We start from the raw sequence: 19,784 nt of genomic DNA on the forward strand, positions 1-19,784 counted from the left end.
AGAATGTAAAAAGAGAGGGATAGGCATGAGTTTACACATCGAGCAAGCTGCTTTGAAGCAGATCGCAGAGAATGAATTTACAGGCAACGTCATATTCAAGTTAGAAGGATTTCATTATCCATATGAGATCTCTTTCTTCAGCAAGAACGGTCGTGACTGGGATTATAGCTTGCATTTTACGTCACAATCAGGTGACGAGGACGAATATACGAAGTTGGACGAGCGTCTTGAACAGGACGATGAACTGTTTGATGCGCTGCTGGATGCTGCACTTCAATCTCATGAAGATGCGGAACAACCCAAGTCATAGTAGTGGATACTTCCCTATTCATGTACGTCAATAGTAATGGTGCATAGCCGCTAAGACCACTGAAATAACATAAGAATAATGAAGAGGTTGAGCAGATCCGAACTGTGACCCGTAAGATGGATACTTTGAAAAAAGTGGCCTCTGACGGGTCTTTTTGTGTATTGCTAAAGAATAAAAAATGGTAATTGAAAGCGATTTATAACTGGAGACAAACAGCTTATTTTCAAAAAAATATAATTATTTTCAATAAACCGATTTACATACTCGGAATTAGCGTATATATTATTGCTTAATGATTCGTGAGGTAAATGATGGATGTCATAAGCAGACAGTACAGGTGACTAGAGGGGGACATGAGGATGAAGGCACAACGGATTGAAAGTACGAAGCGTGGAAAAGGGATCATGATCACGATGCTGCTTGTTATGTCGATGCTGGCGAGCGCATGCGGCGTGAAGACAGCTGGCGAGCACAACGTTGCCAGCAGTTCAACTGAAGGCAGCAGTGGCGCAGCTGAAACGAAGCAGAACGATGCAATTGATCTGAAAGGCAAACGGATCGCACTCGTCATGGAGTTTAACACAGGAACCTTTTCTCAGCAGTATTTAGAAGGCGTCAAGGAAGAGGTAGCCCGTTTTGGTGGTGAACTAACTACTTTTGTAGCAGAGAACGATAAAGCGAAGATGGCATCGCAATTGGATATGGCAGTCAACCAGAAGTTTGATGGTATTTTAACGGATCACGGCAGCCCTGATTCACTCGCTTCAGGTGTTAACAAAGCACTCGCTCAAAAAACACCGGTTGTTGCTTTTGATGCTTTGTTGGACATCCCTGGGGTAACCGTGCTAGAGCAGGGAGATCAAAAGATGGCGGAGATGACGCTGGAACAGCTAGCGCAGGATATTGGCGGAAAAGGTAATATCGTGAAAGTATGGGTGGCTGGTTATGCGCCAATGGAACGGCGTCAATTAGCATATGAGGCCTTTCTGAAGAAGTACCCTGATATTAAGGAAATAGCTGCATTTGGTTCTGTGACAAGCAATACCGCATTGGACACGCAAGCCAAAATGGAAGCAATTCTGAAGCAGTATCCGAGCAAAGGTGAGATCGCTGGGGTATGGGCGGCGTATGATGAGTTCGCTAAAGGGGCAGCACGTGCTATCCAGCAGGCGGGACGTACAGATATTAAGGTTTACGGTATTGATATGAGTGATGAAGATCTGCAAATGATTCAAGATAAGAACAATCCATGGGTTGGCTCGGCAGCCGTAGATCCGAGAGATATCGGTCGCATTCAAGTGCGTTATTTGTATCAGCAGCTGCATGGGGAGAAGCCAGATGAAAAGGTCGTTTTAGAGCCCGTATTTGTGAAACGTGAAGATTTACCAGCAGATAAACAGGTGTCCACCAACGAGCTTAGTCAATATGTAAAAGGCTGGAGCGGCAGTAAACAAGGCGAGCAGGACTGGATGAGTGAATACAAGAAATAAGCAATTGAATTAATAGGGTGACCTATAAATGTAGCAAAGGCGTGAGTGAATGATGAATAAGACAGCAAGAAATAAACTCGCAGCCATACACTCCGAACTTGAGTGTGACGTGAAGACGGGAGACGCTGCTGTGGGCGTGTCCCGTTCCTTGCTTCGCATGAGCGGTATAGGGAAGTCGTTTAACGGTAACCCTGCCTTGCAGCATGTGGAGTTTGTCGCATATGGCGGCGAGATTCAAGCGCTGCTTGGCGCAAATGGTGCGGGTAAAAGCACTTTAATGAAAATATTGTCTGGAGCATACAGCTTGGATGAAGGAATCATTGAATTAAACGGTCAAGCCATTCACATTCATGCACCTGCTGATGCAAAACGGTTAGGCATTCATTGTGTCTACCAGGAGGTTGATACAGCGTTAATACCGCAATTATCGGTTGCGGAAAATGTGATGCTGGACCGTCTGGCATATGGCACTGGTTCTTGGTGGGTGAAGCCGTCCAAGATTCGAATGGAGGCAGAGCGGGCATGTCGAGAACTTGGAGTAGCATTGCCCTTGCACAAAAGAGTGGGCGAGTTGTCGCTCGCAGACAAACAGATGGTTTTAATCGCCAGAACGCTAGTCGAACAAGCCAAAGTTGTTATCTTTGACGAGCCTACTGCACCACTTAGTCAAGAAGAGTCAGAGACACTGTTTAGGGTCATGCGGACGATGCGTGATCGTGGAATCATTGTTATTTTTATTACGCATAGGCTGCCTGAAGTATTTGCAGCATGTGATCGGGTGACGGTGATGCGAGACGGGAAACTCGTATATCAGGAATTAACGAGAAGTAGCACCCAAGCGCACATTGTCAGTGAGATGTTAGGCAGGTCGTTCCAAGAAGAGTTTCCTAAGGCAGATGCAGAAATAGGCAATGTCGTACTGGAAGTCAGCGGCCTTCGGCTAGGCAACAAAGTGCGGGGAGTGGATTTGACGGTTAAAGCTGGCGAGATCGTCGGCATCGTGGGCCTGGTAGGCGCCGGCAAGACGGAATGCGCTCGTCTAATAGGTGGTGCAGATCAACCAGAAGCGGGGCAGTTTAAGATCCGAGGCCGCAAAGTTAGCTTCAGAGACCCCGCGCAAGCGTTAGCAATCGGCATTGCCCATATCCCGGAGGAACGGCGCAAGCAAGGAATTTTTGTGAATGAATCCGTGCGGGCCAACCTCAGTCTGCCGATACTGCGTAAGTTTGCTCACTTCGGCTGCATCTCCCGCGCAGGAGAACAAAGCTGGAGCAAAGCAGTTGTCGAACGGTTGGGCATCAAGACAGCTTCTGTCGAGAATGATGTGAAATATTTAAGTGGAGGCAACCAGCAAAAAGTATCAATCGGAAAATGGGTGGAAACTGCAGCAGACCTATACGTGTTTGATGAGCCAACCAAAGGTGTTGATATTGGAGCTAAAGGGGATATTTTTCGTCTCATTGGTCAGCTTGCACAGCAGGGGAAAGGCATCCTTTATTTTACATGCGAGTTTTCCGAAGCAGTTGGCATTGCTGATCGAACCATCGTGATGTGTGACGGAGAATTCGTTAAACATTTCAAGCGGGGCGAAGTAACGCAGGAACAACTGCTATTTTATGCAAGTGCTGGCAGAGAGGAGAACAGCAAGCATGAACACGGACATCAAAGATAAGCTGCTGCTATTTTTGTTTCGTTATGGGGCAATTATCGTGATCATAGGCGTTATCACTTTTTTCACGATACGATTAGATTATTTTTTTACAGGCTCTAACATCGCTGACATTTTGCGATCTATCTCTATCGTAACATTCGTGGCGATTGGTGTCACATTTTCACTTATTGTGGATGGCTTTGACCTCTCGGTCGGGTCTACTGTGTCGCTGACAACGGTAGTTACCGCTGCTATGATGATATGGTATGAAATGCCGCTAGCGGTTGTTATTTTCGTCCCGATTATTACTGGCGCTGCGATTGGATTATTAAATGCATTGTTTATCGTAAAATTTCGAATTCCGGACCTTCTGGCGACTTTAGCGGTTATGTACATCATTGCGGGTATCCACAAGACGTATACCAAAGGCTATTCTATTTATAACCACATGCAATTTCAGGATGGAACCAAGGCGCCTGGCAGGATGTCAGATGCTTTTCTGACTATCGGGCAGGGTGAATTTTACATCGGAAGTTTCTCGATACCAATTCCAGTGCTGCTGATGATCGCTGCAGTAGTGGCAGCACATGTATTACTTTCTTATACCCGCTTTGGGAGACAAATGTATATGACAGGGGGCAATGAAGAAGCAGCTCGATTATCTGGTATCCGAGTTAAGCACATACGTACTTGGGCATATGTATTGTCCGGTATCTGTGCGTCTATTGGTGGAATTTTGTATGCTTCACGTGTTGGTACTGGTCAAATCGATGCAGGAGCTCCGTTATTAATGGAAGCTGTAGCAGCCGTGTTTGTAGGCTTTTCGGTATTCGGCGCGGGCAAGCCGAACATTCTGGGCACTTTTGTCGGCTCTGTGCTTATCGGAGTGCTTGTTAACGGGTTAACGATGATGAATTTGCAATATTACACACATGATATTGTCAAAGGAACGGTGTTAATTCTGGCATTGGCTGTTACATTTTACGTGGTTCAAAGGTCGCGTAGAGCCTAACGGATTGTTAAAAGGGCAGGAATGCCCTTGCAATTGTGAATCGTGTATATTACTATAAATTTGTTCCAATTTGCGGAATATGCAATCAAGAACATGATATCGCATATTCAGATGTATAAATTGTCATAAATCCGTGCACAAAAGGGATATTGGCATACTAGAATCGAGAGGTGAGTTTAAAATGAACAAATCCGAATTAATTAATGAAGTGGCAGAAGCAACCGAGTTGTCCAAGAAAGACGTGACAAAAGCAGTTGATGCAGTATTCGAAGCCATTTCGAACGCACTGCAGAATGGTGACAAGGTTCAACTCGTTGGCTTTGGCAACTTTGAAGTCCGCGAACGTTCCGCTCGTAAAGGGCGTAATCCGCAGACTGGGGAAGAAATTGAGATCCCTGCTAGCAAGATCCCTGCATTCAAACCTGGTAAAGCTTTGAAAGACGGAATCAAGTAACCATCTCTTGTCGGTGACTTTTCGTAAGCTTACATAGTATCCATCGATGGCAAGCCGTGACGTTCGTCACGGCTTGCTTGCTTATTACGGCGAGAAATGGAGAACGGAGTGAATATGTGATCCCGGTTGACAAGCTTCCATGTTGCGGGCATCATTACTTATAGGATTAGGTAATTGAAAAGGAGGACACAGGTGTGGAACAATCGCAGAATGATTTTATTGTTGTAAAAGCGAAAGAACAGGGCGTTCAGGTTATAGGATTGACTCGTGGTCAAGATACTCGCTTTCACCATATGGAGAAGTTAGACAAGAATGAGGTGCTTGTAGCTCAATTTACAGACCACACTTCTGCAGTGAAAATACGTGGCAAAGCCATCGTGATGACTAAGCATGGCGTCATTCATACGGATACAGATGAATAATGCAGGCATAGCCTGCTTTTTTTCATTGTACAATGAGGTATGGACATCCTTGCATACGTCGAAACTATGATGTAAGCAAGGAGTTGACGATAAGAGGTGAATTGCATTGCAAAAGCTTCGCTTAATAGTCTTGTCTCTCCTCATAACCGTAGGAGGTACGGTTGGATTGGGAATTGTTGCTTCGCTCGGGCAGAAACAGCAGGAAGTACGGAATCATGTGGCGGTGTTTACGCCTTCTCAGTCAACGATAACGCTTGATAACGATCATATCGTTGATCAACTGATAAGCAGCGGTTATTCCCTGCCTATCCGCCGCGTTCAGTTTAGTAAGGATGGCATGTTATCAATGGATATCAAAGTTTCCTCAAGTGTGCAGAATGCGAGTATTTTGTACGAAGAACTTCATCACTGGATGTACTACTGCTTTAACGAAACAAGTAATGTTAACCGGTTGCAGCTAAGAATTGTGCTGGAAGATGAACGATTGCGCAAAAAGCATGTTCTCCTTGCGGTGGATACGCTGCGAGACAAGGTTACTTCTGAACGACTACAGGAAATCAAGCATGCATATGACGGAATTTCAGCTGAAACCGTTCGTGCACTGCGTTTGACCTATACCCCGCTTTGGCTTCAGAAATTCTCAACATCAATGCGATAACGAATGGTGGCAGCTGTTGTGAAGTGGATATTTATCCTGACGAATAGGTGATTGCGTCAACCTGCACTTCGGTTTTGATTTGTCAATAAAATATGTCCGATCAAACAAAACATATGCTATAATAATCTAGATCACGACATCCAGAAGGATGACAGCACTCGGAGGCAGTTACATGAAAGGTTATCATATACCGCAACTCGTTCAACGGTATGTCGAGCATGACATGATTCAGGCGCACACAGAGCTGCCGGCATTAGCTAATGCACGCGCGGCGATGCTGTTCGCCTTTTTACAGCGCAATCGAGCTAATACCCATATTAGCGAGCTCGCCTGTGTCGTCACTTCATTGGTTCAGTTGGGGCTCGATACTCATGATTGGGTAGAGATGGCCGCGGATAAAGATGACCGCAATATGCGTTCTAGACAGCTTAAGGTGCTTGCAGGCGATTATTTCAGCAGTCGCTTTTATCATTTGTTAGCCCAAGCGGGACAAGTTGATGCGATCCGCTCGTTGAGTCGAGCGGTATGTGAAGTGAATCGCATGAAGATGACGATGGTGGAGAAGATGAGGCAGTGGAAAATAACAGCTGAGGGTTATTTGCAAGATTGCATTAACTTGAAGCAGTGCTTATTTCATGCCTTTGATGAGCGTTTGTTGGCACAGGATATTTCCTTTTGGGAAACGTTGCTGTATCGATTGTCAGAAGTTGAAGTAATGGAGCAGGAACAGGTCCGTGCCCACGATTATGATGCATTTGAAGGCAGTTGGTCTTTTTGGCATATTATGAATAGTGCTGATGCGGATGAACGTCATATGCTGATGAACAGAAGCTTCGACCAGATCTCGTGGATGCAGTTAATGGACAAATACGATTGCAAACAACAATTATCCAACCTGGTTCATAAAGCACAGCTCAAATATGAGCAAGCGATAGCTTTGTGCAGCCCAGACCTGCTTGTTGATTTAGGATATGTGTCAAGCGATGCGCCTTATGTATCGAATCCGACAACTATGCCTTCATTTAGCAGTGCTCCACAGCACGGATAATACACACAATATGACAGCAGGCGATGAAAGGACAAGGTGACGTGAACGTGAATACACATTCGCCAAAGACGGGCAAGTCCAAGGAAGAACACGTACACTCGGTGTTCGAGAGCATCGCGCCGAAGTACGATATTATGAATGATATTTTGAGCTTCCGTCGGCATAAAGCTTGGCGCGGCTACACGATGCGTAAGATGAATGTACAGCCAGGTCAGACCGCATTAGACCTGTGCTGCGGCACAGGAGACTGGACGATCCAACTTGCACAAGCAAGTCAGACAGGAGCTATTACAGGCCTAGATTTTAGTCCACACATGCTGTCCTATGGACAGAAGAAAGTGGACAAACTGGGGCTGCAGAATCAGATAAGGCTTATAGAAGGGAATGCAATGGCGCTCCCTTTTGCAGATGACAGCTTTGATTACGTGACGATTGGTTTTGGATTACGTAACGTACCTGATTTTATGCAAGTGATTCGAGAAATGAGACGTGTAGTTAAGCCGGGGGGCAAGGTGGTATGCTTGGAATTGTCCAAGCCAACTTGGCAGCCGTTTAAAGGGTTATATTATTTTTATTTCCGCAAGATGCTTCCGCTGCTTGGCAAGCTAATTGCCAAGCGATACGATCAGTACAAATGGCTTCCTGAATCTTTGACCACATTTCCTGACCATGTACAACTGGCCCAGATGTTTCGTGAAGCAGGTCTTGAGAGCGTTGAGGCCAAGCCATTCACAGGTGGCATCGCGGCATTGCATATAGGAACAAAGGGGAAGGGTCATGCTTAAAAAAATTCGAATATTCCTTGAGATGATCAAGATTGAACATACGTTATTTGCACTTCCATTTGCATTTATGGGAGCATTACTCGGATCTATGGTTGTTCATCAGCATTTACCAAGCTGGTCGCAGATCGGCTGGGTGCTTATGGCGATGGTAGGCGCACGAAGTGCTGCCATGGCGTTGAACCGTGTTATTGATGCGGCTATTGACGCCAAGAATCCGCGAACAGCCAATCGTGCTATTCCAGCCGGTTTGCTTAAGGCGGGGGAAGTCCTATTGTTTACTGGGGTATCGTTTGGACTGTTAATATGGGCAGCAGCTATGCTTGAGCCATTATCCTTTTATTTATTACCAATTGCAGTCTTTATGTTAGTTTTCTACTCCTTTACGAAGCGATTCACTTGGCTTTGTCATGTCGTACTTGGCTTAACGATAGCTTTGGCGCCATTGGGTGGCTGGGTTGCGGTTACCAATGTCATGGACTGGACTGCCATCGTATTTTTCCTGACGGTTTCTTGTTGGACAACAGGCTTTGATATTATTTATGCCTGTCAAGATTATGAGTTCGATAAGAAAGAAGGTTTGCACTCGATTCCCGTACGATTCGGAATAACACGTTCATTACGTATTGCGCGTTGGTTCCATATTGTGACGGCGATCGGATTTGTCATGCTGGCATTTATGACAAGTCTAAGTTGGTGGTACATTATTGGTATGGTGATTGCGTGCGGACTCCTTATTTATGAACACCTGATTGTGAAGCCGCATGATCTGACCAAATTGAATACGGCATTCTTTACGATGAATGGTGTGCTTAGCATCGTTGTATTCGGATTTACCCTCTTGGATTTGGTGGTGTTGCAGTAGTGGATAAACAAGATCGTTATGTTGTAGGTATCACAGGGGCGAGCGGCGCTATTTATGGCGTTCGCCTCGTTCAAGCTTTGCTTGAAGCAGGGCATTTTGTCCACCTGCTAATATCAGATGCCGGTTGGCGAGTGTTAAAGGAAGAATTGGATTGGGAGGTTACCAAACGGCAGGTTGCGATAGAACAGGCCTTTGGTGAACAAGTCCATAACATACAGTACCATCCAATTCAAGATATTGGTGCGAGTATTGCAAGTGGATCTTTCCGGGTAAAAGGTATGATTATTATGCCTTGCTCTATGGGGACGTTATCAGCGATTGCACAAGGCGCTTCCGACAATCTAATGGCAAGAGCGGCGGATGTTATGATGAAGGAAGATCGGCCGCTGATCATCGTACCACGGGAGACGCCACTGCATGCGATTCATCTGGAAAATATGCTGAAGCTGTCTCGAATGGGTGTACGCATGATTCCTGCTATGCCTGCATTTTACTATCGACCACAAACGCTGGATGATATCATCAATTTCCTTGTTGGCAAAGTATTAGACAGCTTGCGTATTGAGCATCAACTGTTCACGAGGTGGGGGGAGACCAATGCATAATCATCCGTTTGAATCGAACCATAATGAGGGCTGCATCCGAATTGGACGTATTAATTATACCAATGTATGGCCTATTTTTTATCATTTTAACCCGCAGCATACTAAAGCTGAGATTGAAATGATACCAGCCGTTCCTTCCACTCTTAACAAGGCAATGCGTGAAGGCAGCATTGATATGGGACCTATCTCGGCATTTGCTTATGGGGTCTCTAGCGATCAATATGCTTTGTTTCCTGATTTGTCCGTGAGTGCCCACGGCGCAGTTAATTCAATTTTGTTATTTTTGAACAAGCCGCTTGAGGAAGCGTTAAATGGGACGATTGCATTGACTACAACTTCCGCTACGTCTGTTAATTTACTGAAGATCATTGCGGAGAAATTTTATCATGCCAAGCCTTCTTACTTGCCTATGGACCCCAATATTGATAAAATGATGTCCCAAGCAGACGGCGCACTTTTGATCGGTGACCATGCTATTCGTGCTTATTGGTCGAACCGGGAGCATGGAAAGTATGAGGTCATTGATCTCGGCGAGCGTTGGAATCATTTTACGAAGCATTGGATGACATTTGCGGTATGGGCGGTCCGTAAGGAAGCAATCAAGCGATATCCGGAAGATATTCGTTGTATTGTTGATTCTTTTGAAGCGAGTAAGCAGCTCAGCATCGCAAATCCAGAACCTCTGGTCCAAGAAGCTGTCGATCAGATTGGTGGAGATGCAGCATACTGGCGTCATTATTTCCATCATCTGAATTATGATTTTGGCCCAGAGCAGCAGAGAGGCTTACAGCTATATTTTGAATATGCTTATGAATTAGGGCTTATTGATCACAAAGTACATTTAGATATTTGGTCGGAAAATACGGTTGGTTAGGTGAAAGCATGAAACTGTGGGACATTTATGCAACGATGAAAAATGACGTCTCCTTTATTGAACGTGAATTGGAACGGACGATCGTATCCGATCACGAACTGCTAAATGAGACGTCGTTGCATCTGTTAAAGTCTGGTGGCAAGCGAATACGGCCTGTATTCGTCTTGCTTGCCGGCAAGTTTGGTACATATGATTTAGAGCAATTAAAGCGGGTGGCTGTTCCCCTCGAGTTGATCCATATGGCTTCGTTGGTACATGATGATGTCATTGACGATGCGGATACAAGACGGGGCAATTTGACGGTGAAGTCAAAATGGGACAACCGAATTGCGATGTATACCGGGGATTATATTTATGCAAAAGCACTGACGATGATTACGGAGCTTGAGAATCCGCATATTCATCGCATCCTGTCCAAAGCAATGGTACAAATGTGTATTGGTGAGATGGAGCAGATTCGCGATTTCTTTAATACAGATCAGTCAGTCCGCCAATATTTGCTGCGCATTCGTCGTAAGACAGCTATTTTAATTGCGATAAGCTGCCAATTGGGCGCTTTGGCGGCAGGCTCGGACTTAAAGACTAGCCATTTGCTGTATCGTTATGGATACAACGTAGGGATGACTTTCCAAATTCGGGACGATGTGCTTGATTTGACGGGTACGGAGGCTCAGATTGGCAAACCCCCGGGCAATGATATCAAGCAAGGTAATATTACACTGCCTGTTTTGTTTGCTTTGCAAGACAACAATATCCGTCTTCCTTTATTAGAAGAGATTCATCGGATTCGTCAGCATAATGGAGATACCGATGTGTCGGAGGCGTTATCGATTATTCGGAATAGCAAAGGCATATCCGAAGCAGAGCAATTGGCTAACCGTTACATGCAGAAAGCTTTAGATGCTCTAGTACAGCTGCCTGATCGACGTGCCCGCAAAAGCTTGCGTGACATTGCTCACTTTATTGCCAATCGATCCCATTAAACATTTAACAAAATGATGAACAAAAATAGTGTACATACAAGATATATCTGGTATAATGCGTGTGTTGGACAACTTCACATGTATCGAGGAGTGAACGTATGGAACGCACATTCATCATGGTTAAGCCAGACGGCGTACAACGCGGTCTAATCGGAGAGATTGTAAACCGCTTTGAACGTAAGGGTTTCAAGCTAGTTGCCGGCAAACTAATGATTGTTTCCCGTCAACAGGCGGAGTTTCACTATGCGGAGCACAGCGAGAAACCTTTCTTCGGAGAACTAGTAGATTTTATTACATCCGGTCCGGTGTTCGCCATGGTATGGGAAGGCGATGATATTATTTCCCTCTCACGTCTCATGATCGGCAAGACAAAAGTTGCGGATGCACAACCAGGCACGATTCGTGGCGACTTTGCTTCACACACGAATTTTAACTTGGTTCATGGATCGGATTCGCCTGAAAGCGCTGCCCGCGAGATTGGTAACATGTTTGAAGAATCGGACGCTGTTCAATTTGAGCGTGCGATAGAGCCTTGGATTTAAGTCGAAATTATTATCTTTTTTGTTGCGAATAGATGTAAGAGCTTACATGAAGCAGGAACATCGAAGAACACGGCGAATGTTTAACATTCGACCGTGTTTTTTATTTCATGAAACAATAGCTGAACAGTACAGCTCACGGTAGGCTTGAGTATAAAGATAGCGAAATTTACGGGGTGAACGAAGTATGGACAACAAGAATGTTCGAATAGGTACGGGCCGTCCAGATACGGCTTCTGGTCTAGAAGAGCTGCAGGCACGATCCATCGTCTACACAGACGAAGAAACTAAAGATTATTATCGATTTATTGAGCAGGTTCGCAAGAAGAGCGGCATTGATCTTGCCCTTTACAAGGAAGCACAGATGCGGAGAAGATTAAATACACTGCGTGTGAAAAACGGATATGCAACTTTTGATGCTTTCTTTAGATCAATGGATGCTGATAAACAGTTATTTTATGAGTTTCTGGATCGGATGACAATTAACGTCTCCGAGTTCTGGAGAAATCCGAATCGCTGGCAAACGCTGCGTGAACGTGTCCTTCCTTATTTGTCAGCACAGAATCGAAGTCTTCGTTGTTGGAGTGCTGCATGTTCGACTGGGGAAGAACCGTATACGCTGGCTATGATCTTAGACGATGCTCGCTTGCTAAACACGACCACGATGATTGCAAGTGATATCGATGATAACGCGTTGGCTAAAGCTAAGGAAGCTTTGTATATGGAGCGCGCGCTAAAAGACGTGCCTACGTCTTTTCAAGATACATATTTTCATAAGGAAGAAGAAATGTACCGAGTACAAGACAAGTTGAAGCGTTCAATTACGTTTCGTAAGCAAAATTTATTGTCTGATACATTTGACGGCGGATATGATCTCATCATTTGCCGCAATGTGATGATCTATTTTACCGAAGAAGCCAAGCATGAACTGTATCACAAGTTTTCGAAGGCGCTGCGACCTGGCGGTGTATTGTTCGTAGGCAGCACAGAACAAATTTTTAATCCGGCCCAATATGAATTCGAGACGATGGAGACCTTTTTCTACCGTAAAGCGAAGTCGACCGTATAAGGCAGCGGCTAATATCCGATACTGAAGGTAACTGCTGGGTGAGTAGTTGCAGCTATGGTACTTGATATGGATATTCGGACCACATACGGAGGAACAACTATGGACAAAAGAACAGTCATATCGGCCTATTATCGAGGTGAATTATCTCTTCAAGAATGCGCGCAGATACTAGGCTTGGAGCTGAGCCCCTTACAGAGCTGGCTTCAGCAGGATAAGACTTGGAACTCGATCGCCCACGAAAGCCATGAGCTGCAATTGGATACCAATAGTGGCGCTGACGCATGGACTGGTGCAAGTGATCAAGTAGCTTCTTCCTTCGGGTTCCTCTTCAAAAAAGTGTAAAGTTCAGATTCATAAGATGAATATAAGCTCTAAGCATACGTACGAGCACGTTCCGGCGCCATACAGGCGATGCGGGACGTGCTTTTGTTTTCTTGTCAAACGTTGCCGCCTATACTATAATGAGCAAAAGAGATTGAGATTTTAGCAATTCAACGCAGCACAGTCAAAGGGGGAATACACGTGAGTTTACGTTATTTAACAGCAGGGGAAACACACGGACCACAATTGACTGCCATCATTGAAGGAATGCCAAGCAATATGGCCGTTGATTTTGAACAATTGAATTTCCAATTGCATCGTCGCCAGAAGGGATACGGTCGCGGTCGTCGCATGCAGATTGAACAGGATACAGCAACAATAGCAGGTGGAGTCCGTCATGGACGCACAACAGGAGCACCAATTGCGCTTATCGTAGAGAATAACGATTGGAAACATTGGATGAAAATTATGAACGTGGAACCAATCGAAGGAACAGATGAGGAGAAGCGTCGTGTTCATCGTCCGCGTCCAGGGCATGCCGATTTGAACGGTGGTTTGAAATATGATCTTAAAGATCTGCGTAATGTGCTTGAGCGTTCCAGTGCACGTGAGACCGCTGCTCGTGTTGCTTGTGGCGCACTTGCACGGCAATTGCTTGCTGCGTTTGGCATTAAGGTAGCAGGTCAGGTCATACGGATTGGTGAGATTGAGGCGCCAGCGCATAATCTGCCTATCGATGAGCTAATCGAACGAACGGAGCAATCTTCCGTTCGTGTCGTGGATCAGGAGACAGAGCAAAAGATGGAAGCTTACATCGATCAGATCAAAGAAGACGGCGATTCTATTGGCGGCATTGTGGAATGTATGATCGAGGGTGCTCCTATCGGTCTTGGCAGTCATGTACAATATGATCGAAAGTTGGACGGACGAATCGCACAGGCAGTTATGTCCATCAACGCATTTAAAGGCGTTGAGATCGGCATTGGATTTGAAGCGGGCCGTTTGCGCGGTTCACAAGTACATGACGAGATTGAATACGACGAGAGTCGTGGATTCACACGTGCCACTAACCGTCTGGGAGGCTTCGAAGGCGGCATGACCAATGGAATGCCGATCGTGGTTCGAGGTGTCATGAAGCCGATACCTACTTTGTACAAGCCGCTGCGCAGCGTGGATATTGATACAAAGGAAGCCTTTACAGCGCAAGTTGAACGCTCAGATGCGTGTGCTGTTCCCGCGGCAAGTGTCGTATTGGAAAATGTAGTCGCATGGGAAGTGGCGAAAGCCTTCTTGGAGAAGTTTGGCGGTGACTCGATGGAAGAGATTAGAGCCAATTATGAGAACTATTTAGCGCAGCTTGCGCGCTATTAGGTGATGATGATGAATATAAATGAACAAGTGCAGGCTGCGGAACTATCAGTCGATATTAACGGTCGCTCCTATCCAATCTGGATAGGAGAAGGCCTGCTTGTCCGTTCTGGGCAATTGTTTCAGTTGGCAGCTATCACATCGAAGAGTCCTGTGCTTATTATTACCGACACACATGTGGCGGAGTTTCATTTACACACTGTGAAGACATCGCTTGAGGCGGCTGGTTATCGGGTAGCAGAATATATTGTCCCGTCAGGGGAAACGTCCAAGTCTTTATCCCAATTGGAGCACTGTGTGACGGCAGCGTTGGCAGCTGGTCTTGATCGCAAATCAACCATTGTTGCACTTGGGGGCGGCGTTGTCGGTGATCTGGCGGGGTTTGTGGCGTCGTCCTATATGCGCGGTATTCGTTTTGTGCAAATGCCTACCACAATATTGGCACATGATAGCAGTGTCGGCGGTAAAGTTGCTGTCAATCACCCGCTTGCCAAAAATATCATTGGTGCGTTCCATCAACCAGAGATGGTTATTTATGATACAGAATCGCTGCGTACGTTATCTATTCGTGACATTCGTTCGGGACTTTCGGAGATGGTTAAGCATGGCCTTATCTGGGACGCTGACTTCGCTGCTTGGTGTGGCGAGCATGCTGCCGAATTGCTGCGTCTGGATAAGGAGAGTTTGCAGTACGGATTATACACAGGCTGCAGTGTTAAAGCGCAGGTCGTTTCACAAGATGAGCGGGAAAATGATCTGCGTGCGATACTCAATTTGGGCCATACGATAGGGCACGCTTTGGAGGCAGTCGGCCAATACGGAGAGTTGCTTCATGGCGAAGCGATTGCGATTGGCATGGTGGGATCGGCCATGCTTGCGGCCAGACTAGGGGAAGATCCGACTATCGAGTCTCGTACACGTGAATTGATGGAGGCATTTGGCCTGCCAACGGTTATTCCTGCCCATTATGATACAGATGCTATTATGTCAGCCATGATGCATGACAAGAAGTTCAGCGAGGGACAGATGGTGTTTGTAGTGCCGACTGCTATCGGAGCTGTGGACATCCGGCGCGATGTATCTGTATCTTTAGTGCGGGAAATCGTTGATCAGCTGAAAGGAGAGAGAGAATAAGATGCTCGTGAGGGGAATAAGAGGAGCTACTACTGTAACGACTAACGATGCCGATGAGATTCTACTGGCGACGACAGAGCTATTAAACAAGATTGTGCAAGAGAATAAGATTGATCCCGAGCACATCTCACATGTATGGATTACGATGACACAAGATCTAGATGCAACGTTTCCAGCGCGCGCAGTCAGAACGATTCCAGGTTGGGAACTGGTTCCAATCATGTGTTCATTGGAAATACCCGTGGCAGGCAGTTTGCCGATGTGTATTCGAATTATGTTAAATGTAAATACGGACAAAGCGCAGGCGGAAATTCATCATGTTTATTTGAATGAAGCGGCCAAACTACGACCAGATCTTGTGGACCGTACCCAAACTTTATCCTAATGTTTGACGAATGCGATGCTGTTGTTGTATATTGACAGTAGCAGAGTTGAGCAGAGTATAGTTTAGATGAGATTAGTTGAGCAGAGCAGAGCTGAGAATTAGAGCCTATGTTATTGAATTCGTTCAGGCAGATTATATGCAACGTCTTGTATCGAACAAGACTTTATTCTGGCATATTATCTATACCCTGAGCTGTATTCACCTACTCACTAATAATTTCATCGTTATTTACAACAACCTCTACTGTGCGTAGAGGTTTTTTTGTTGCACTCTGTCCATTTTAAATCAGCCTTTTGAGGCTAATGGACTGAAAGGAGTGAAGGACGATGTTTCCCCATATTAATCAAGTTCTTGAGTTATCCAAGCATTATAATGTGATTCCTTTATCCTGCACAATCGTAGCAGATACAGAAACACCAATACGGCTGTTTCAACGGCTCCAACATGAGAAGTATGCATTCCTGCTTGAAAGTGTAGAGGGGGGTACCCAGTGGGCCCGTTACTCTTTTATAGGTACAGACCCATTCTTGCTTTTCAAAGGAAAGAACGGTGTTAACGTTGTTGTTGAGCAGGGAAGACAGCATTGCATGGAAGATAAGCCGTTAGAAGCACTTCAAAGTCTGCTGCAGCAATACCGCAGCCCGATTATTCCGGGATTGCCGCCTTTGACTGGCGGGGCGATCGGATTTTTCGGTTACGACCTGATGCAGCAATATGAAGCACGACTGCCGCGTCATACCAAGGATGATTTGAACATGAACGATATTCAGTTTATGTTCTGTGATCAATTAATTGCATTTGATCATGTAAAGCAGCAGATGCAGGTGATGGTGAACCTACACGTTCCAGAGCATGCTGAAGCCACACAGATCACTCAATTGTATGAAGAAACTAAGATTAAGCTGGAGCGGCTAATCTGCTTACTATCAGCACCGCTAACCAATGCTCTGAGATCTATGCCCCATGAGGAGTTCACAACACAGCAGTCGACTGCCAGCCGTTCATTGCGCAGCAACGAAACCAAGCAATCCTTTATGGATAAAGTGGAACGGGCGAAGGCGTATATTCGAACAGGAGATGTGTTTCAGGTGGTGTTGTCGCAAAGATTTGAACAAACAACGGAGGCGGAGCCGCTAGATGTATATCGAATGCTTCGTATTACAAATCCGTCACCCTACATGTACATGCTTAAAATGGGAGAGGAGACACTTGTCGGGTCTTCGCCTGAGGCGTTAGTGCGGGTGAAAGAAGATCGCGTCGAGACTCGACCGATCGCAGGAACAAGACCAAGAGGAAACACGGTCGAATGCGACAATGCGCTGGAGCAAGAGCTTCTGGCAGATGAGAAAGAACGCGCCGAACACATCATGCTGGTTGATCTCGGAAGAAATGACATTGGACGTGTATGCGAATATGGTTCGGTTCAATGTGATTCATATATGAATGTTGAACGCTACTCGCACGTCATGCACATTGTGTCTAACGTATCCGGCCAACTTCGCGCAGACAAAAATTTCTTTGATGCTTTTATTTCTTGCCTGCCTGCTGGAACCGTATCAGGTGCGCCGAAAATTAGAGCGATGGAGATTATAGCAGAGCTGGAGCATGAAGCGCGTGGAGCTTATGCAGGTGCAATCGGGTATCTTGGCTTTAATGGCAATCTTGACACTTGTATTACGATCAGAACGATCATTTTTAAGCATGGCAAAGCTTATGTACAGGCAGGAGCCGGTATCGTGTGGGATTCGATCGCAGAAAAAGAATACGAAGAGACCGTAAATAAAGCAAAGGGAATGTTAGTGGCCATTGAACGAGCAGAACTAATATTCAGTGAACAGCTTCGTAAGCAGACAGTTGATAGCAGTACAGCGTCCCCTCCAACAACGGGGTGCAGCCAAGTGAATTGGGATTATTACTTACAGGTTGAACCGGGTTCGGAAATGGAAAGGGGGATTCAATGATGAACACAGATGAGCGGGTAAAAGAAGGGTTGCGTCTTGTGCTGGAAGGGAATCATCTATCAAGGGAACAGGCAAGAGCAGTCATGGAAGATATAATGGAAGGGCTGGCCACTTCGGCTCAGATCGGCGCCTTGTTGGCTGGTATGCGGCTAAAAATCGAAACCGTTGATGAAATTGCTGGCTTTGCGGAAGCGATGCGCAGCCGTGCTCATCAGGTTGTTACAGCAAAAGATCGCCTCCTGGATACGTGTGGTACAGGTGGATCAGGTATTCATAAATTTAATATTTCTACCGCTTCCGCTATTTTAGCAGCATCCTCGGAAGTACGTGTTGCCAAGCATGGTAATCGTTCAGCTTCGAGTAAAGCAGGCAGCGCGGACGTCTTAGAAGCGCTTGGGGTGAACATTCAGCTTAGCAGCGAGCAAGCTGCTGATTGCCTTGACCAGATTGGCATCTGCTTTATGTTTGCACAGGTATTCCACCCTGCAATGAAGCATGCTGCTGCTCCACGTAGAGAATTAGGTGTACGCACCGTATTTAATATGCTTGGGCCGCTAACGAATCCTGCTGGGGCTGATCGTCAGGTGCTGGGCATATATGATCGGACAAAGACGGATACAGTCGCAGCAGTGTTACGTGAACTGGGCCTAAAACGTGCCTTGGTCGTAGCTAGTGCAGACGGCTTGGATGAAATAAGCTTGTCTGCTCCTACACGGATCAGCGAGCTGAGAAATGGTGATATCATTACTTACGATATTACGCCAGAACAAATTGGGTTAGCTACAAAGCCGCTGAGCGAAGTACTGGGTGGGGATGCGAATGTGAATGCAGCTCTGATAAATCGAATACTGCACGGTGAGCATGGCGCACACCGCGACATCGTGCTTGCCAATGCAGGAGCCTGCATTTATGTATCAGGTCAAGCAGAGTCCATTGCTGAGGGAGTTCATACAGCATCAGCAGCAATCGACAGCGGTAAGGCATTGCATAAGCTTGAACAATGGATCGAAACGACAGGAGGCCTAAGTCATGTTTCTTAATCGAATCGTAGCAACTAAGCAAGAGGAAGTAGCGAATTTGCGCAAGACGATGAATCGTCATGAAGTAGAGCAAGCGGCGGCGAGTATGCCCGCTGTTCGTTCCCTGAAAGCGGCATTAACCACACAGCGCAAGCGTGCAATCGGCCTCATAGCAGAAGTGAAGAAAGCTTCGCCATCTAAGGGATTGATCCGGGCTGACTTTGACCCTGTTGCGATAGCGCGCGATTACGTTGGGGCAGGGGCTGATGCGCTATCTGTGCTGACTGACGTATCCTATTTTCAAGGTGGGATTGATATATTTAAAATGGTGAGAGCGGAAGTACAGGTCCCCTTGCTGCGTAAGGAATTCATTATAAGCGAAGAGCAGTTGTTAGAGGCCCGCGTGATTGGAGCTGATGCAGTTCTGTTGATCGCTGCGATACTGAACGATGATGAGCTTAAGCACCTGCACCAATTTACTCGTGAGCTTGGAATGGAAGCTCTTGTCGAAGTCCATGATGAAGCTGAACTGGCGAGAGTAAATGCTTTGGAGAATGTGGAATTAGTAGGGATTAACAATCGGAACCTCCATACTTTTGTAACTGATCTCAAACAGACGGAGAAGCTGCGCCCTCTTGTGCCAGAAGGACGTGTCTTAATAAGTGAGAGCGGAATTCATTTGCCAGAGCATCTGGCAGCATTGGCAGAACAGCATGTTGACGCAGTCCTGATCGGTGAACATTTTATGCGCCAAGGAGAAGTTGGAGCAGCCGTAAATGACCTTATGAGCGGGGTGGAGAACGCCTCTGAGCAAATTAATAGCTAGGAGGAGAA

At 46.0% G+C, this 19,784-nt stretch carries 22 protein-coding genes; all 22 read left to right on the plus strand.

Going from position 1 to position 19,784, the window contains the following annotated elements; all coding sequences use genetic code 11:
* Positions 1 to 25: 25 nt before the first annotated feature.
* The 22 genes from MH117_RS03345 to trpC all read left to right on the plus strand — a co-directional run bounded on the left by MH117_RS03345 (position 26) and on the right by trpC (position 19,776).
* Positions 26 to 310, plus strand: a complete 285-nt coding sequence (locus tag MH117_RS03345) for a hypothetical protein (RefSeq protein ID WP_028544244.1) — start codon at positions 26 to 28, stop codon at positions 308 to 310.
* A gap of 359 nt (positions 311 to 669) precedes the next feature.
* Positions 670 to 1,800 carry a sugar ABC transporter substrate-binding protein gene (locus MH117_RS03350; protein ID WP_239327219.1) on the plus strand — a complete coding sequence of 377 codons (1,131 nt, stop codon included), beginning with the start codon at positions 670 to 672 and terminating at the stop codon, positions 1,798 to 1,800.
* A 157-nt stretch (positions 1,801 to 1,957) separates the two neighbouring features.
* Positions 1,958 to 3,472 carry a sugar ABC transporter ATP-binding protein gene (locus tag MH117_RS03355; protein ID WP_481857241.1) on the plus strand — a complete coding sequence of 505 codons (1,515 nt, stop codon included), beginning with the start codon at positions 1,958 to 1,960 and terminating at the stop codon, positions 3,470 to 3,472.
* Positions 3,462 to 4,463 (plus strand): ABC transporter permease, encoded by a 1,002-nt coding sequence (locus MH117_RS03360; protein WP_239327747.1) that lies wholly within the window; start codon positions 3,462 to 3,464, stop codon positions 4,461 to 4,463. The genes MH117_RS03355 and MH117_RS03360 overlap by 11 nt, the downstream gene beginning before the upstream one ends.
* A gap of 181 nt (positions 4,464 to 4,644) precedes the next feature.
* Positions 4,645 to 4,917: an HU family DNA-binding protein gene (locus MH117_RS03365; RefSeq protein WP_028544248.1), complete on the plus strand. Its 273-nt coding sequence runs from the start codon at positions 4,645 to 4,647 to the stop codon at positions 4,915 to 4,917.
* A gap of 194 nt (positions 4,918 to 5,111) precedes the next feature.
* On the plus strand, positions 5,112 to 5,339 hold the full coding sequence (gene mtrB / locus MH117_RS03370; protein WP_239327221.1) for a trp RNA-binding attenuation protein MtrB: 228 nt from the start codon (positions 5,112 to 5,114) through the stop codon (positions 5,337 to 5,339).
* A gap of 166 nt (positions 5,340 to 5,505) precedes the next feature.
* Positions 5,506 to 5,997, plus strand: a complete 492-nt coding sequence (locus MH117_RS03375; protein ID WP_239327222.1) for a hypothetical protein — start codon at positions 5,506 to 5,508, stop codon at positions 5,995 to 5,997.
* A gap of 172 nt (positions 5,998 to 6,169) precedes the next feature.
* On the plus strand, positions 6,170 to 7,045 hold the full coding sequence (locus MH117_RS03380) for a heptaprenyl diphosphate synthase component 1 (RefSeq protein WP_239327223.1): 876 nt from the start codon (positions 6,170 to 6,172) through the stop codon (positions 7,043 to 7,045).
* Between the two features lie 47 nt (positions 7,046 to 7,092).
* Positions 7,093 to 7,830: a demethylmenaquinone methyltransferase gene (locus tag MH117_RS03385; protein WP_239327224.1), complete on the plus strand. Its 738-nt coding sequence runs from the start codon at positions 7,093 to 7,095 to the stop codon at positions 7,828 to 7,830.
* Positions 7,823 to 8,692 (plus strand): UbiA-like polyprenyltransferase, encoded by an 870-nt coding sequence (locus MH117_RS03390; protein WP_239327225.1) that lies wholly within the window; start codon positions 7,823 to 7,825, stop codon positions 8,690 to 8,692. The genes MH117_RS03385 and MH117_RS03390 overlap by 8 nt, the downstream gene beginning before the upstream one ends.
* The gene (locus MH117_RS03395) at positions 8,692 to 9,297 is read left to right on the plus strand and encodes a UbiX family flavin prenyltransferase (RefSeq protein WP_239327226.1); all 606 of its coding nucleotides are present in this window, start codon (positions 8,692 to 8,694) and stop codon (positions 9,295 to 9,297) included. The genes MH117_RS03390 and MH117_RS03395 overlap by 1 nt, the downstream gene beginning before the upstream one ends.
* Positions 9,290 to 10,171, plus strand: coding sequence for a menaquinone biosynthetic enzyme MqnA/MqnD family protein (locus tag MH117_RS03400; RefSeq protein ID WP_239327227.1), 882 nt, complete (start codon positions 9,290 to 9,292; stop codon positions 10,169 to 10,171). The genes MH117_RS03395 and MH117_RS03400 overlap by 8 nt, the downstream gene beginning before the upstream one ends.
* A gap of 8 nt (positions 10,172 to 10,179) precedes the next feature.
* Positions 10,180 to 11,154: a heptaprenyl diphosphate synthase component II gene (gene hepT, locus MH117_RS03405; protein ID WP_239327228.1), complete on the plus strand. Its 975-nt coding sequence runs from the start codon at positions 10,180 to 10,182 to the stop codon at positions 11,152 to 11,154.
* A gap of 98 nt (positions 11,155 to 11,252) precedes the next feature.
* Positions 11,253 to 11,696, plus strand: a complete 444-nt coding sequence (gene ndk, locus MH117_RS03410) for a nucleoside-diphosphate kinase (RefSeq protein ID WP_239327229.1) — start codon at positions 11,253 to 11,255, stop codon at positions 11,694 to 11,696.
* Positions 11,697 to 11,880: 184 nt separating this feature from the next.
* Positions 11,881 to 12,762, plus strand: coding sequence for a CheR family methyltransferase (locus MH117_RS03415; RefSeq protein ID WP_239327230.1), 882 nt, complete (start codon positions 11,881 to 11,883; stop codon positions 12,760 to 12,762).
* A 99-nt stretch (positions 12,763 to 12,861) separates the two neighbouring features.
* Positions 12,862 to 13,104, plus strand: coding sequence for a hypothetical protein (locus MH117_RS03420; RefSeq protein ID WP_239327231.1), 243 nt, complete (start codon positions 12,862 to 12,864; stop codon positions 13,102 to 13,104).
* A gap of 180 nt (positions 13,105 to 13,284) precedes the next feature.
* Complete coding sequence (gene aroC / locus MH117_RS03425) at positions 13,285 to 14,454, plus strand: chorismate synthase (RefSeq protein WP_239327232.1); 1,170 nt, start codon at positions 13,285 to 13,287, stop codon at positions 14,452 to 14,454.
* Positions 14,455 to 14,463: 9 nt separating this feature from the next.
* Positions 14,464 to 15,585, plus strand: a complete 1,122-nt coding sequence (gene aroB, locus MH117_RS03430) for a 3-dehydroquinate synthase (RefSeq protein WP_239327233.1) — start codon at positions 14,464 to 14,466, stop codon at positions 15,583 to 15,585.
* A gap of 1 nt (position 15,586) precedes the next feature.
* The gene (gene aroH / locus MH117_RS03435; RefSeq protein ID WP_239327234.1) at positions 15,587 to 15,970 is read left to right on the plus strand and encodes a chorismate mutase; all 384 of its coding nucleotides are present in this window, start codon (positions 15,587 to 15,589) and stop codon (positions 15,968 to 15,970) included.
* A 326-nt stretch (positions 15,971 to 16,296) separates the two neighbouring features.
* Entirely contained in the window at positions 16,297 to 17,931 is a 1,635-nt protein-coding gene (gene trpE / locus MH117_RS03440) for an anthranilate synthase component I (RefSeq protein ID WP_239327235.1), read from the plus strand.
* Entirely contained in the window at positions 17,931 to 18,971 is a 1,041-nt protein-coding gene (trpD, locus tag MH117_RS03445; RefSeq protein WP_239327236.1) for an anthranilate phosphoribosyltransferase, read from the plus strand. The genes trpE and trpD overlap by 1 nt, the downstream gene beginning before the upstream one ends.
* Complete coding sequence (gene trpC / locus MH117_RS03450; RefSeq protein WP_239327237.1) at positions 18,961 to 19,776, plus strand: indole-3-glycerol phosphate synthase TrpC; 816 nt, start codon at positions 18,961 to 18,963, stop codon at positions 19,774 to 19,776. The genes trpD and trpC overlap by 11 nt, the downstream gene beginning before the upstream one ends.
* Positions 19,777 to 19,784: the final 8 nt, after the last annotated feature.

Source organism: Paenibacillus sp. ACRRX (assembly GCF_022346885.1).
Taxonomy (GTDB): Bacteria; Bacillota; Bacilli; order Paenibacillales; family Paenibacillaceae; genus Paenibacillus_B.

Bases quoted from the DNA above. Each gene is read 5' to 3' on its own strand.
- MH117_RS03390 (WP_239327225.1), top strand. From the start codon at position 7,823: ATGCTTAAAAAAATTCGAATATTCCTTGAGATGATCAAGATTGAACAT.
- trpC (WP_239327237.1), top strand. From the start codon at position 18,961: ATGTTTCTTAATCGAATCGTAGCAACTAAGCAAGAGGAAGTAGCGAAT.
- ndk (WP_239327229.1), top strand. From the start codon at position 11,253: ATGGAACGCACATTCATCATGGTTAAGCCAGACGGCGTACAACGCGGT.
- hepT (WP_239327228.1), top strand. From the start codon at position 10,180: ATGAAACTGTGGGACATTTATGCAACGATGAAAAATGACGTCTCCTTT.
- aroB (WP_239327233.1), top strand. From the start codon at position 14,464: ATGAATATAAATGAACAAGTGCAGGCTGCGGAACTATCAGTCGATATT.
- trpD (WP_239327236.1), top strand. From the start codon at position 17,931: ATGAACACAGATGAGCGGGTAAAAGAAGGGTTGCGTCTTGTGCTGGAA.
- MH117_RS03380 (WP_239327223.1), top strand. From the start codon at position 6,170: ATGAAAGGTTATCATATACCGCAACTCGTTCAACGGTATGTCGAGCAT.
- MH117_RS03400 (WP_239327227.1), top strand. From the start codon at position 9,290: ATGCATAATCATCCGTTTGAATCGAACCATAATGAGGGCTGCATCCGA.
- MH117_RS03420 (WP_239327231.1), top strand. From the start codon at position 12,862: ATGGACAAAAGAACAGTCATATCGGCCTATTATCGAGGTGAATTATCT.
- aroH (WP_239327234.1), top strand. From the start codon at position 15,587: ATGCTCGTGAGGGGAATAAGAGGAGCTACTACTGTAACGACTAACGAT.
- MH117_RS03415 (WP_239327230.1), top strand. From the start codon at position 11,881: ATGGACAACAAGAATGTTCGAATAGGTACGGGCCGTCCAGATACGGCT.
- MH117_RS03345 (WP_028544244.1), top strand. From the start codon at position 26: ATGAGTTTACACATCGAGCAAGCTGCTTTGAAGCAGATCGCAGAGAAT.
- trpE (WP_239327235.1), top strand. From the start codon at position 16,297: ATGTTTCCCCATATTAATCAAGTTCTTGAGTTATCCAAGCATTATAAT.
- MH117_RS03350 (WP_239327219.1), top strand. From the start codon at position 670: ATGAAGGCACAACGGATTGAAAGTACGAAGCGTGGAAAAGGGATCATG.
- MH117_RS03355 (WP_481857241.1), top strand. From the start codon at position 1,958: ATGAGCGGTATAGGGAAGTCGTTTAACGGTAACCCTGCCTTGCAGCAT.
- MH117_RS03365 (WP_028544248.1), top strand. From the start codon at position 4,645: ATGAACAAATCCGAATTAATTAATGAAGTGGCAGAAGCAACCGAGTTG.